11 protein-coding genes are annotated in these 13,464 nt (G+C 70.7%); 4 read left to right on the top strand and 7 right to left on the bottom strand.

Annotated elements, in window-relative coordinates:
- Positions 1-154: 154 nt before the first annotated feature.
- Both QH290_RS36590 and prpB read right to left on the bottom strand, forming a co-directional pair.
- Complete coding sequence (locus tag QH290_RS36590; RefSeq protein WP_280387973.1) at positions 155-1,288, bottom strand: bifunctional 2-methylcitrate synthase/citrate synthase; 1,134 nt, start codon at positions 1,286-1,288, stop codon at positions 155-157.
- Positions 1,289-1,292: 4 nt separating this feature from the next.
- Complete coding sequence (gene prpB / locus QH290_RS36585) at positions 1,293-2,201, bottom strand: methylisocitrate lyase (protein WP_280387971.1); 909 nt, start codon at positions 2,199-2,201, stop codon at positions 1,293-1,295.
- A 152-nt stretch (positions 2,202-2,353) separates the two neighbouring features.
- Here prpB and QH290_RS36580 point away from each other — a divergent pair, with 152 nt between their 5' ends.
- Positions 2,354-2,524, top strand: a complete 171-nt coding sequence (locus QH290_RS36580) for a DUF1737 domain-containing protein (protein WP_280265291.1) — start codon at positions 2,354-2,356, stop codon at positions 2,522-2,524.
- Positions 2,525-2,535: 11 nt separating this feature from the next.
- Here the strand turns inward: QH290_RS36580 and prpD are convergent, their stop codons facing one another.
- On the bottom strand, positions 2,536-4,044 hold the full coding sequence (prpD, locus tag QH290_RS36575; RefSeq protein ID WP_280387969.1) for a 2-methylcitrate dehydratase PrpD: 1,509 nt from the start codon (positions 4,042-4,044) through the stop codon (positions 2,536-2,538).
- 116 nt (positions 4,045-4,160) lie between these two features.
- On the opposite strand from prpD, the gene QH290_RS36570 reads away from it, so the two are divergent.
- Positions 4,161-5,582, top strand: coding sequence for a short-chain fatty acyl-CoA regulator family protein (locus QH290_RS36570; RefSeq protein ID WP_280265293.1), 1,422 nt, complete (start codon positions 4,161-4,163; stop codon positions 5,580-5,582).
- Between the two features lie 12 nt (positions 5,583-5,594).
- Here QH290_RS36570 and QH290_RS36565 read toward each other — a convergent pair whose 3' ends face one another.
- Positions 5,595-6,110, bottom strand: a complete 516-nt coding sequence (locus QH290_RS36565) for a DoxX family protein (protein WP_280387967.1) — start codon at positions 6,108-6,110, stop codon at positions 5,595-5,597.
- A 47-nt stretch (positions 6,111-6,157) separates the two neighbouring features.
- On the opposite strand from QH290_RS36565, the gene pdxR reads away from it, so the two are divergent.
- Positions 6,158-7,564: a MocR-like pyridoxine biosynthesis transcription factor PdxR gene (gene pdxR / locus QH290_RS36560; protein ID WP_280387965.1), complete on the top strand. Its 1,407-nt coding sequence runs from the start codon at positions 6,158-6,160 to the stop codon at positions 7,562-7,564.
- 18 nt (positions 7,565-7,582) lie between these two features.
- Here the strand turns inward: pdxR and QH290_RS36555 are convergent, their stop codons facing one another.
- The 3 genes from QH290_RS36555 to QH290_RS36545 form a co-directional block, all read right to left on the bottom strand.
- Complete coding sequence (locus QH290_RS36555; RefSeq protein WP_280265296.1) at positions 7,583-8,488, bottom strand: EamA family transporter; 906 nt, start codon at positions 8,486-8,488, stop codon at positions 7,583-7,585.
- A 198-nt stretch (positions 8,489-8,686) separates the two neighbouring features.
- Positions 8,687-10,954: an ATP-dependent DNA helicase RecG gene (gene recG, locus QH290_RS36550; protein WP_280387964.1), complete on the bottom strand. Its 2,268-nt coding sequence runs from the start codon at positions 10,952-10,954 to the stop codon at positions 8,687-8,689.
- Positions 10,955-12,850: a DAK2 domain-containing protein gene (locus QH290_RS36545; RefSeq protein WP_280387961.1), complete on the bottom strand. Its 1,896-nt coding sequence runs from the start codon at positions 12,848-12,850 to the stop codon at positions 10,955-10,957. It lies immediately after the preceding gene.
- A gap of 326 nt (positions 12,851-13,176) precedes the next feature.
- On the opposite strand from QH290_RS36545, the gene rpmB reads away from it, so the two are divergent.
- Positions 13,177-13,368 carry a 50S ribosomal protein L28 gene (rpmB, locus tag QH290_RS36540; protein ID WP_011210730.1) on the top strand — a complete coding sequence of 64 codons (192 nt, stop codon included), beginning with the start codon at positions 13,177-13,179 and terminating at the stop codon, positions 13,366-13,368.
- Positions 13,369-13,464: the final 96 nt, after the last annotated feature.

Raw genomic sequence — 13,464 nt, 5'->3', positions numbered from 1 at the left:
GCGGCCTCGCGGCCCAACCTGGTCCCCGCGCCACCCGCCGTGCGCTCCCCGCCGGGGGCGCCCCGCACGCCGTATCGCCGGCTGGCGGGCGTCTGCGCGGCGGTCCTGATACTTGCGCGCGACGGTCCGATCACCCGAAGGGTGGGATCGGAGGCTACGCCGCCCCCACTGCCCGCTGCGGCACACCCACATACTCCGACAGCGGCCGGATGAGCGCGTTGGACTGGGACTGTTCGATGATATGGGCGGTCCAGCCGGTGATGCGGCTCATCACGAAGATCGGCGTGAACATCTCGATGTCGAAACCCATCAGGTAGTAGGCGGGTCCGGCCGGGAAGTCCAGATTCGGTGCTATCCCGGTCGATTCCGCCATGGCCGCCTCGAGTTCGGCGTACATGCGCAGCCATTCGTGGCCGCCGGTCACCTCGGCGACCTGGTCGAGGGCGGCCTTCATGGTGGGCACCCGGGAATCACCGTTCTTGTAGACGCGATGGCCGAATCCCATCACCTTCTCCCCGCGGGACAGCCTGTCTCGCAACCATTCCCGCGCCCGCTCCGGCCTGCCGATCTCCAGCATCGCGTGCATGACGGCCTCGTTCGCGCCGCCGTGCAGCGGACCCTTCAGCGTGCCGATGGCGGCGGTGACCGCGCTGTACATATCCGATTCGGTGGAGGTGACCACGCGCGCGGCGAAGGTGGAGGCGTTGAAGCTGTGCTCGGCGTAGAGGATCAGCGAGGTCTCGAATGCCCGCACCAGCCGCGGATCCAGATGCCCGGCCGCGCCGGACGGTTCGCCGAAGCACATGTACAGGAAGTTCTCCGCGAATCCGCGCCGCTCGTCCGGCGCGAGCGGGTCCAGCCCGCGGCGGCGGCGCATATCGGCCGCGATCACCGTGGGCAGGACGGCGGTCATGCGCAAGGCCTTGGCCAGCAACGCCTCCGGGCTCTTTCCCCGGTCCTCGAGCGGGTCCTCGGCACCGAGGTAGCTGACGACGGTGCGCACGGTGTCCATCGGGTGGCAGGTCTCGGGCAGCTTGTCGATCAACGCCAGCAGCGAGCGATCCAGGTGCCGCAGCGCGCGTTCGCGACAGCGCAGCGCCTGCAGCTGATCGGCATCGGGCAGTTCGCCGTACCACAGCAGATGGGCGACCTCCTCGAAACCGCAGTGCCGCGCCAGATCCTGGACGGCGTAGCCGCGATAGGTCAGGGAGTTGGTTTCGGGGACGACCTTGGAGATGGCGGTGGTGTCGACCACCACGCCGGCCAGCCCCTTCTTGATCTCGGTCATGGAATCACTCGCTCACGGTGAAATCGAAGATGCCGGAATCGAATTCGCTGTAGCGCTCGTAGCCGAGCAGGTCGTACAGCCGCGCCCGGTGCTGCATGCGGTCCAGCAGCCCGGATTGGGTTCCGGTATCGGCGATCTCGCGCAGTCCGGCCGCCACGGCGAACATCGCCAGGCGCAGGGTGGTCACGGGGTAGATGACCGCGTTGTAGCCCAGATTCTCCAGCGCCCGCGCCGACAGCAGCTCGGACTTGCCGAACTCGGTCATATTGGCCAGCAGCGGAATCTCCACGGCGGCACGGAACTTCGCGAACTCGCCAGCATCGGCGAGGGCCTCGGTGAAGATCAGGTCGGCACCGGCGTCGGCGTAGGCAGTGGCCCGGTCGATCGCCGCGTCCAGTCCCTCGATGCCGCGGGCGTCGGTGCGGGCGCAGATCACGAAGTCCGGGTCGCGCCGGGCCGACACCGCCGCCCGGATGCGCCGCACCATCTCCTCGACCGGTACCACGGCCTTCCCGTCGAGATGTCCGCACCGCTTCGGGTTCACCTGGTCCTCGATGTGGCAGCCCGCCAGGCCCGCCTCCTCGAGCAGCGTGATCGTGCGGGCCGCGTTCATCGGCTCGCCGAATCCGGTGTCGGCGTCGATCAGCGTCGGCAGGTCGGTGACCCGCGCGATCTGCCGCCCCCGCTCGGTGACCTCGCTCAGCGTGGTCAGCCCGATATCGGGCAGCGCCAATTCGGCCGACACCACCGCCCCCGACACATACACGCCCTCGAACCCGAGTTCCTGCACCAGCTTGGCGACCAGCGGGTTGAACGCCCCGGGCAGCCGCTGGATCCGGCCGCTGGCCAGCCCGGCCCGCAGCGCCTTGCGCTTATCACTCGCGGACGTCATCGCCGCCATCAGCCCGCTCACAGCCCCCGCCTCCCCACCGACCATGCCTCCTGCCCACCCGCAATCCGGGCCTGCCCCACCACAATCCCGGCACGCTTTCGGCCGGGATTCCGGCCGAGAACATGCCGGTATTGCGTGGATGCTGTGGCGGTGGCGCCCATTAGGCTCGTGGTATGACCGAACCGCTGCGCTACCGGCTGATCACCGGCCCCGATGATGTGACGTTCTGCGAGCGAATCAGCACATTGCTCGCCGAGGGGTACCGGCTGCACGGGTCCCCGTCGGTCACGTTCAACGGCCTGAAGGTGATCGCGGCCCAGGCCGTGGTGTGGGACGGCGACTGAGGGGCCCGGCATCAGAAGATCCCCCGTCCGGTCGACGGCGCGGAATCCAGCACGTCCGGCGCGACCGTGACCGTGAGCTGGTCGAGTTCGTCCGCGCGCAGCTCCGGAGTACGTTGCGCCGCATCGAGAAAACGGTCCTGTTCGGCGGGTTCGAGTACGCCCTCGGCGAGCGTGCGGAACTTCGCGAGGTACTGCTCGCGGCCGAACGGCCGCGCCCCCAGCGGGTGCGCGTCGGCCACGGCCAGTTCGTCCACGAGGGTCTCGCCGTCGGCCAGCGTCACGACGGCCCGTGCGCCGAAGGCCTTCTCGGCCGGATCGGTGGCGTGGTAACGCCGCGTCCACTCCGGATCCTCGACCGTGCGGATCTTCCGCCACAGCTCCACCGTGTCGGGCCGTCGCGCCCGCTCCGGCGCGTACGAGCGCTCGTGGTGCCAGGTCCCGTCCTGCAGGGCCACCGCGAAGATGTAGGGCACGGAGTGGTCGAGGGTCTCCCTGCTGGCTCGGGGATCGTATTTCTGCGGGTCGCCGGAGCCGCTGCCGATGACGACGTGCGTGTGGTGGCTGGTGTGCAGCACGATCGAGGCGATCTTGCCGAGATCGCCGATGCGCGACCGCATCCGCCGCGCCAGGTCGATCGGCGCCTGGCTCTGATATTCGGCCGAATGCTCCTTGGTGTAGCTGTCCAGGATCGCCCGCTTCGGCTCGCCCGGAACCGGCAGCGGCACAGCGTATTCCGCGTCCTTGCCGCCCAGCAGCCGGGCGATCACCCCGTCCTCGCCCTCCCAGATCGGCGCCGGGGCGCCCTCCCCGCGCATGGCCCGGTCCACCGCCTCCACGGCCATCTTCCCGGCGAAGGCGGGCGCGAACGCCTTCCAGCTGGAGATCTCCCCCTTGCGGGACTGGCGGGTCGCGGTGGTGGTGTGCAGGGCCTGGCCGACGGCCTGATAGATCGTCTCGGCATCCAGCCCGAGCAGGGTGCCGATTCCGGCGGCGGCCGACGGCCCGAGGTGGGCCACATGGTCGATCTTGTGCTCGTGCAGGCAGATTCCGCGCACCAGGTCGATCTGGATCTCGTAACCCGTTGCGAGACCGCGGATCAGGTCCGCTCCGCCGCGGCCGGCGTGCTGCGCCACCGCCAGGATCGGCGGGATGTTGTCGCCCGGATGGGAGTACTCCGCGGCCAGGAAGGTGTCGTGGAAGTCCAGCTCGCGCACCGCGACACCATTGGCCCACGCGGCCCACTCGGGCGAAAATCGTCGCGCCGCAGGCAGTCCGACTACGGTGGCGCCCGGGGAGTACGGGTGTGCCTGCGCCTGCCGCCGGGCGGTCGTCGGTGGGCGGCGGCGCAACGCGGCCGCGGCCACCGCGGCATTGTCGATGATCCGGTTGACGATCATGTCCGCGACCTCCGCCGGTACCGGCACGGGGTCGGCGGCCACCTCCGCGATCCGGGTCGCCAGGTGGTCCGAGCGGGGAAAATCATCGGCCGAGGCGCGGGAACGTACGATATGAGGCTTCATACTTCGCACGCTACGCAGCGACGCATCGCGACAAAACACCTTGCAACGGCAGATTTTTGTCGGCGAGTACCGCCAATATTGCAATGTTTGCGAAGCCAGTGGGTAGCATCGGCGGCGTGCGCAAGATGTATGCGGGTGCCCGACTGCGGCGGTTGCGCGAGGAGCGGCGGATGACCCAGGCCGCGCTGGCCAAGTCCCTGGAGCTGTCCCCCAGCTACCTCAACCAGCTCGAGCGCGATCAACGACCGCTCACCATTCCGGTGCTGCTCAAACTGAACTCGACCTTCGACCTCGACGTGCAGTTCTTCGCCGCCGACTCCGACGCGCGGCTGGTCTCGGACCTGCACGAGGTGCTGGTCGAGGCGGCCGGCGGCACGGCCCCGCCCGCAGCCGAGGTCGAGGATATGGCCACCCGGATGCCCGAGGTCGCCAAGACCATCGTCGCCATGCACCGCCGGCTACGCGCGGCCACCGACCAGCTGGACCTGCTGTCGTCCAAGGTCGCCACGCCCACGGGCGCGCCCGGCGTGCCGATGCCCTACGAGGATGTCCGCGACTTCTTCTACGACCACCACAATCACATCGCCCAGCTGGATCTGGCCGCCGAGCGGCTGTTCGACGAGTGCGGCCTGTCCATCGGATCGCTGGACCGCCAGCTGGCCCGCGTCGCCGAGGAGAAGGCCGGGGTGACGGTGCTGGTGCGCGGCGACGGCGCCGACCCGAATATCCCGAAGCGCCACTTCGATTCCGAGAGCCGCACCCTGACCCTGGCCCGGCGGCTGCGTCCCGGCCAGCGCGCGTTCCAGATCGCCACCACCCTCGCATTCCTGCTCTACGGGCCGCTGCTGGACGAGGTCCTCAGCGATACGCCCTCGCTGACCGGGGAATCGCGGGCGCTGGCGCGGGTCGGCCTGGCCAACTATTTCGCCGGGGCGCTGGTGCTGCCGTACGGGAAGTTCCTGCGCTCGGCCGAGGAGCTGCACTACGACATCGACCTGCTGGGCCTGCGGTTCGAGGTCGGCTTCGAGACCGTCTGCCATCGGCTGAGCACCCTGCAGCGGCAGGGCCAGCGCGGCGTGCCGTTCTTCTTCGTGCGCACCGACCGCGCCGGGAACATATCGAAACGGCAGTCCGCCACCGCATTCCACTTCTCCCGGGTCGGCGGCAGCTGCCCGCTGTGGGTGGTGCACGAGGCGTTCGCCCATCCGGGTCGGGTGCTCACCCAGGTCGCCTCGATGCCCGACGGGCGCCGCTACCTGTGGGTCGCCCGCACCGCCCATTCGGCACCGCGCGGATACGGCACGGCGGCAAAGGAATTCGCCATCGGACTGGGCTGCGATATCGAATATGCCGACCGCCTGGCCTATTCCAAGGGCCTGCAGCTCGATGATCCGTCCGCGGCGATCCCCATCGGCGCCGGGTGCAAGGTGTGCGAGCGATCGGCCTGCCCGCAGCGCGCCTTCCCACAGATCGGGCGCCCGCTGGCCGTCACCGAGACCACCTCGATCGACCTGCCCTATCCGCGCGCGGTGCGCTGACACGCGTCCCGGTCACCCGGCGCGCTGGTCCGCGACCGGCCATCCGCCGCTCGCTCTCGACGACAGCGCCTGGTCGATGCCGAGGACGTAGGCCCGCGCCGGGGCCAGCGCCAGCAATGCCGCGGCCGCCGCGGCGCCGAACACCGAGAACGACAGCGGCGCCTGCCAGCCCAGCGCGAAGAACATCGAGACGCCGAAGACCAGCAGCAGTCCCAGGGAGCCGAGCGCGACCCAGCGCGTCGCGATACCGAGCAGCAGCGCGATACCGAACACGATCTCGGCGACCGTGCCGCCCCAGCCCGCGACGTCGGCGAGCACGTCCGGGAGATACGGCGTCAGCGAATGCGAGTACGCCATGAAGTTGTCCATATTTCCCCACGACACATTGCCGGTGCCCTTCTCCCCCAGCAGGCCGAATCGGTCGGCGACGGCCGCCAGAAATCCGGCGGCCAGCGCCAACCGTGCGAAAACCGTTGCCGCGGGCCATGTTCGGCGTCGAATATCATCCAGAGTCGCATCCGTGATCATGACCGTGACCGTACGAGACAAATGGATCCCCGGTAAGCTCCACTCGCGTGTCCGCTTCAGGTACCAATTCGGGTCCGGAGATCCATCTGGCCCTGAGCCCCCGCACCGGCGTGCCGCTGCGGGCCCAGGTCGAGACCGCGCTGCGGGATGCGGTGCGAGACGGCCGCCTGCGCCCGGGCCAGCGGCTGCCCGCCAGCCGCGTGCTCGCCGCCGACCTCGGGGTGTCGCGCCGCCTGGTGGTCGAGGCCTATTCCCAATTGGTGGCCGAGGGCTACCTGGCGGCACGGCAGGGCTCGGCCACCCGGGTCTCCGACGTCCTCGCCGCACCCGCGCCGCGGGCGGCCACCGAGCCGACGGCTCCACCACCACGCCGCTGGGATATGCGCCCCGGGCGGCCCACCGCCGCGCACTTTCCGCGACGCGCGTGGCGTCGTGCCTGGCTCGGCGCGCTCGCGGAGGCCGCGAATGCCGACTTCGACTATCCGGATCCGGCCGGGCACCCTCGCCTGCGAGCCGTCCTCGCCGCCTATCTGGGCCGGGTGCGCGGGGTCGCCGCCACCCCGGAGACCACGCTCGTCTGCGCCGGTGTCATGCACGGGCTGGGGCTGCTGGCCGGAGTGCTGCGCGAGCGCGGCGCCCGGGCCGTCGCGTTCGAGGATCCCGGTCTGCATCAGCGCGCGCCGCTGATCGCGCGCGCCGGGCTGACGCCGATCCCGATTCCGGTCGACGGCGACGGACTGGTGGTCGACGCGCTCCCCGAACACGGTATCGACGCCGTCGTCGTCAATCCCGCACACCAGTTCCCGACCGGCGTCGTGCTGGCTCCGCATCGCCGGGAGGCGCTGGTGGCGTGGGCCTCTCGCACCGGCGCCCTGGTGATCGAGGACGATTACGACGGCGAGTTCCGCTTCGACCGCCGCGCCGTCGGATCGCTGCAGGGACGGGCCTCGGCCTCGGTGGCGTATCTCGGGTCGGTGAGCAAGGCGCTGTCCCCCGCGCTACGCCTGGGCTGGATCGTGTGCGATCCCGATATGGCGGAACGGTTGTGCCACAGCCGGTTCCTCATCGACCGGGGCAATGCCACCCTCGATCAGCTCGCCCTGGCCGAACTGATCGACAGCGGCGCCTACGACCGCCATATCCGCCACAGCCGCGCCCGCTATCGGTCGAATCGGCAGGCCCTCGAGGTGGCGATCGCCCGTCATCGGGTTCCCCTGCGCCTGAGCGGTATTCCGGCGGGCGTCCAGACCCTGGCGACCCTGACGGTCGACCACGACGCGGATCTGCTCCGGGAGCGGGCCCGGGCGGCGGGAGTCGACCTGGAATCGCTGACGACCTTCCTCGCCGCGCCCCCGCACCCCGCCCGGTCCCTGGTACTCGGCTACGGCAATATCACCGCCGACGGGATCGACCAGGCCGTCGGTGTGCTCGGGGAGCTGCTTCGCGGCGGCTGATCGGTCCCTCGGCACTTCTCACGTTTTCGCCGAGCGCGTGGCGCCGATGGAGGCGGCGACCACGCAGGCTATGCCGCCCCACTGCTGCAGGTTCATCAGCTGGCCGAGGACGGCCAGGCCCGCGAAGGCGGCCACGGCGGGTTCGAGGCTCATCAGGACGCCGAAGACGCGGGGCGGGATGCGGCGCAGGGCCTCGAGTTCCACCGAGTACGGCAGGACCGAGGACAGGATGGCGACACCGAAACCGGCGGCCAAGACGGACGGCTGCAGCAGCGCGGAACCGGCCTCGGCGATGCCGACCGGGGCCATCAGCACGCCGCCGAACGCCATCGCGAGTGCCAAACCCCCGCCGCCGCTGGTCTTTTCGCCGAGCTTGGCGCTGAGCAGGATGTAGCCCGCCCAGCAGGCCGCCGCGGCGAGGGCGAACGCGACACCCGCCCAGACCACGGGGCCGTCGGCATGGGTGAGCAGTAGCACGCCGCCCCCGGCCAGGACCGCCCAAACCGGATCCACCCAGCGGCGCGACCCGGCCAGGGCCACCCCCAGCGGGCCCAGGAATTCGATGGTGACCGCCATGCCGAGCGGGATGCGGTCGATCGCCTCGTAGAAGAACAGGTTCATCGCCGCCAGCACGGTGCCGAAGCCGAGCACCACCGGCAGCGCGCGGCGCTCGATCCGCAGCGCCGAACGCCAGAACACCAGCAGCACGATGCCCGCGAAGAACAGGCGCAGGCTCACCGCGCCGCCGGGGCCGGTGGCCGCGAACAGCCGGTTGGCCAGCGCGGCGCCGACCTGGACGCTGACGATCCCGACCAGCACCAGCACGGTCGGGGGAACGCCGCCGATGCCCTGACGCGGCCGCAATCGAGACAGCGCCTGCGGCAGTGTGGGTTTGCGCCCCCACTCGAGATCGATCGCTACCACCGGCACTCCCTCCTGTCGCCGCCGGAATTCCAACCCACGCAGCATCTCACCGACCACCGACAAGTTTCCAGCCGGTAGATTCCGGCCAAAAGCGCGCCGGAACAGGAGTGGTCTCGCGATGGGCCTGAACAGAAGGGGGCCTCACGATCCGCCGGAACAGAAGAGGGCTCACGGCGCGCCGGGATGAGGTGGCGAGGTCTATGACTTGGCCAGGTATTCGAGGCGTTCGGCGTCGACTGCGGCGCGCATCATGCTTGCCAGGCCGGGGTGCTGTTTCAGGCCCGGGTCGGATTCGACCAGCTCACGGGCGAGCTGCTGGGCCGTGGTGATGACCTCGAGGTCGTCGAGCAGCGACAGCAGGCGCAGGCTGCGGGCGGTGCCGGACTGCGCGGAACCGAGCACATCGCCCTCGCGGCGCTGGCGCAGGTCGAGCACCGACAGCTCGAAGCCGTCGAGGGTGCCCGCGACCGCCTCCAGACGGACCATGGCGCCGCCCATCGGCGACGTCTCGGTGATCAGCAGGCACAGGCCCGCGTGCTTGCCCCGGCCGACGCGCCCGCGCAGCTGATGCAGTTGGCTGACCCCGAACCGGTCGGCGTCGACGATCACCATCACCGTCGCATTGGGCACGTCCACCCCGACCTCGACGACGGTGGTACACACCAGCACGTCCACGTCGCCGTCGTTGAACGACCGCATCACGCGGTCCTTCTCGTCGTTGGGCAGGCGGCCGTGCAGCAGGCCCACCCGCAGATCCGACAGCGGACCGCCGCGCAGCGTCTCGAAGACATCCGTCGCCGCGTGCGTGGTGGGCGCTTCCTTCTCCTCGTCGGATTTCTTCTTGCGCCCCTTGCCGTTTCCGTTGTCCTCCTCGTCGCCGATGCGCGAGCACACCACGTAGGCCTGGCGCCCGGCGGCGACCTCCTCGCGGATGCGTTCCCACGCCCGGTCCACCCACGCCGGATGCGCCTTGGCGGGAACGACTTTCGTGGTGATGGGCGAGCGGCCGCGCGGCAGCTCGGTCAGCGTGGAGGTCTCCAGATCGCCGAGCGTGGTCATGGCTATCGTGCGCGGGATCGGGGTCGCCGTCATCACCAGCAGGTGCGGGCTGGTCCCGTTCTTGGCCTTGGCGCGCAGCGCATCCCGCTGCTCGACCCCGAAGCGATGCTGCTCGTCGACGATCACCATGCCCAGGTCGTGGAACTCCACCGCGTCCTGGATCAGCGCGTGGGTGCCGATCACGATGCCCGCCTCGCCGGTCATCGCGTCCAGCAGCGCCGCCTTCTTCGCGGCCGTGGCCATCGACCCCGTCACCAGCACCACCTTCGTGGCGTTCTCGTCCGCACCCAGCTCGCCCGCCGTTCCGAGGTCGCCCAGCATCGCCCGCAGCGACCGATAGTGCTGGGCGGCAAGCACTTCCGTCGGAGCCAGCAGGGCGCACTGCAGCCCGGCATCGACCACCTGCAGCATGGCGTGCAGGGCCACGATCGTCTTACCCGAGCCGACCTCGCCCTGGAGCAGCCGGTGCATCGGGTGGTCGCGGGACAGATCGTCGGAGATCTCGGCGATCACCTTCTGTTGTCCGGCGGTCAGCTCGAACGGCAGGCGCTGCTCGAAAGCCGTTGCGATGCCGTCGGTACGGGGCGGGCACGGCCGCGCGGCACGACCCTCGGCATCGTGGCGGCGCTCGGCCAGCACCAGCTGCAGCGCCAGGGCCTCGTCGAAACGCAAACGCTCCCTGGCCTGTTCGATATCGGACTTGCGTTCCGGCAGATGGATCAGGCGCAGCGCATCGGTCACCGCCATCAGGCCGCGGTCCTCCCGAATGTCCTGCGGCAGTGGATCGTCGATCGGATCCAGCTGGTCGAGCACCTGGCGGACGCAGGCCAGCAGGTCCCAGCTCTGCACCTTCGCGGTGGCCGCGTAGACGGGGATGTACTCGCGCTCGAAGAACGAGACATCCACTCCCCCGGCGCCCTTCGCGCTCTGGGCCAGCCCGCGCAGATTGCCGCTGCCGCGCACCGAGGTGAGATTCTCCACCGACTCCCCGGCCTCGGGCAGGATCAGATACGACGGGTGCGAGAGGTTCCATCGATCCGGGCGCCAGTAGTGCACCGTGCCCGACATCATCGCCCGAACACCCTGTTTGACAAGGTAATTCACCTTGTCGCCGTTGAAGAACGTGATCTCCACGGGGCGGCTGGAGCCCGCATCGAGCTCGACCTTGAGCAGATTGCCCCGCCGCTGGCGCATCGGGCGCTTCTCGGTCTTGGTGACCCGCCCGACCACGGTGAGGTGCGCGCCCTCCTCCGGCGCCTCCTCGGTCAGCGGCTGCCCCTGCGTCGCGTAGCGCAGCGGGTAGTGCCGCAGCAGGTCCTCCACGGTGTGCATGTCGAAGGCGTCGGCCAGCGGTTCGGCGGCCTTGACCCCCAGCACGTGGTCGAGCCTGTCACGCAGCGTCGTCATCTATTCCACCCCGATCTGCACCAGGTCAGCGGATTGCCCGCCGTCGTAGGTGATGACCTCGACGCCCGGGAAGTCGGCGATGATGTGCTCGGTCAGCGCCTCGCCCAGCCCGGCCGGGGCGTCGGCGCCCAGCAGCAGCGTGACCAGTTCCCCGCCGAGGCCGAGCATCCGGTCCAGCAGGGTGCGGGCGGCCACGCCGACGACCGGATCGATCACGACGACGTCGTGGCCGACCAGCCCGAGCCCGTCGCCCTGCTCGCAGGTGCCGACGATGGTCAGCGCCCGCTGCGCGGCGACCCGCACGGCTCCCCAGCGGGTCGCGGCGGCGGCCTCGGACATGGCGAAGACGTCGTCGGCGGCGGTGCGGCCGCCGTCGTGCAGGGCCAGCGCGGCCAGCCCTTGGACCATCGAGCCGCTCGGCAGCATCAGCACCTCGCGCCGGCCGTCGCGCGCGGCGACGCTCACCGCGACCAGTTCGTGGGCGGGCAGCGCGCCGTTGGGCAGCACCACCACCTCGCGGTGCGGCATCTCGCGGATCGCGGTCAGCAGCGCCTCCGCCGTCACCTGGCCGTCCAGCACGACCGCTCCGGCGTCCTCGAACAGCCGGGCCGCGCCCGTGCCCGCGGTGACCGCGAGTATCCCGCGGTCGGCCGGACCGGCCGCGCGCCGCTCGTCCACCACGAGCCCTTCGATGCGGATGCGGCTCACCGCACCCGCGCTCAGCCCGGCCTCGACGGCCGCGCCCGCGTCGGCGCAGTGCACGTGGGCCGACCAGGTGCCGCCGCCGTCACCGACGACGACGACCGAATCGCCCAGGCGCGCAAGGGTGTTGCGCAGGGTCGCGATGCGGTTCTCGTCGGTGTCCGACAGCAGGTACATCACCTCGTACCGCGGGCGCGCCACGCCGCTATCGTCGCTCGCGGCGTCGGCGCCCGCTGCGGTTTCCGGCGCCCGGGACGTACTCGCCGTCCCTCCGGCACAGGCCGGACGATCGGATCGGTCGTTCCGGGCCGAGGGCAGCGGCGGCAGGGGCTGCTCCCCCGGGCGCGCATCCGCGGCACGGTGCACGGGCACCGGCTCCGACCCCCTGTACTCCGGCCGGAACGGAACCTGCCCGGTGATCGCCGTGACCAGGCTGTCCAGCAGGATCAGCAACCCCCGCGCCCCCGCGTCCACCACCCCGGCCGCGCGCAGCACATCCAGCTGCGACGGGGTATCGCCCAGCGCCTTCGCCGCACCGTCGGCGGCGGTCTGCGCCACCCCCGCCAGCGTGTCCTCGGCGCAGTCCTCCGCCCGGTCGGCGGCCGCCTCCAGCACGGTCAGCATGGTGCCCTCGACGGGTTCGCTCAACGACTCCCGCACCAGAACCGCGGACCGCCGCAACGCCGTTCGCAATGTGGTGGCCGTAAGGGGGCCTGCCGCAACGGCTTCGGCGATCCCCCGCAGCACCTGCGACAGGATGATGCCCGAATTCCCCCGCGCCCCAGCGGTCGCCGCCCGCGCCATGGCACCCACCACGGCCCGCACGGAGGTGGCATCCGCCACCGGCCCACTCTCGCGCTCCCGCCGCGCGGCGCCGCCGTCGAACCCCCGATTCACCGCGGCGGCATCCAACGCCCGGCCCATGTCCGCGCTCCCCGCACGTGCGGCCGGATCACCGCCCGAAGCAGGTCGCGACGGCGGCTCACCGTTGTCGCCGGGGCGCGGCGCCTCGGCATCCATCGCCTCGACCGCGGCACGCATGGTGACGACCAGGTTGGTGCCGGTGTCGGCATCGGCGACAGGGAAGACGTTCAGCGCGTTGATCTCGTCGCGGCGGCGCTCGAGTCCGTCCAGGCAGAGCCGAGCCCACCGCGCGAGTGCAGCACCATCCAGCTCCTCCCGGACCCCGGGCACGTCACCGTCCTTTCGCCGCCGCTGCGATCCGCCAACCCCGTCCGCCAGACTAGTCTCCCGCCCCGACACGCGAGAAAGCGCAGTCGGGCCGCATCCGAGACCGCGACGATGTCCGCCGTGCGATACGCACACGCCGCCGCGAGCCTCGAAGACCCCGATTGGACATCGATCACCGGCCCCCGCTACTCTTGCAGGGTTGCCTCACGCAGCCGTGGATCGGCCGCGTTCGCCAGCGGGTCTCCGTGGGCAGGCATGACGACAAGGTTTCCGGACAGGCTGTCCCGCGAAGACAGCGGTCCCCACATGACATGAAGGAGCTCGCGACTATGGCTGCCGTCTGCGACGTCTGCGCCAAGGGCCCCGGCTTCGGTAAGTCGGTTTCGCACTCGCACCGGCGCACCAACCGTCGCTGGAACCCGAACATCCAGACCGTCCGCGCGCAGGTCGCGCCGGGCAACACCCGGCGGATGAACGTGTGCACCTCCTGCCTGAAGGCGGGCAAGGTGGTCCGCGGCTGAGCTGCGCGAAACTGTAGACCAGCGCCCCCGCGCCCCCGCGAGGGGGGCCGGGGCGCGGTGGGGGGTGGCGGGGCAAGGGGACCACCACCGAAGGGG

This window comes from Nocardia wallacei, from assembly GCF_029869545.1.
Lineage (GTDB): Bacteria > Actinomycetota > Actinomycetes > Mycobacteriales > Mycobacteriaceae > Nocardia > Nocardia wallacei_A.
Note: the sequence above shows the minus strand (reverse complement) of the source record. Positions and strands in the feature narration are given on the sequence as shown.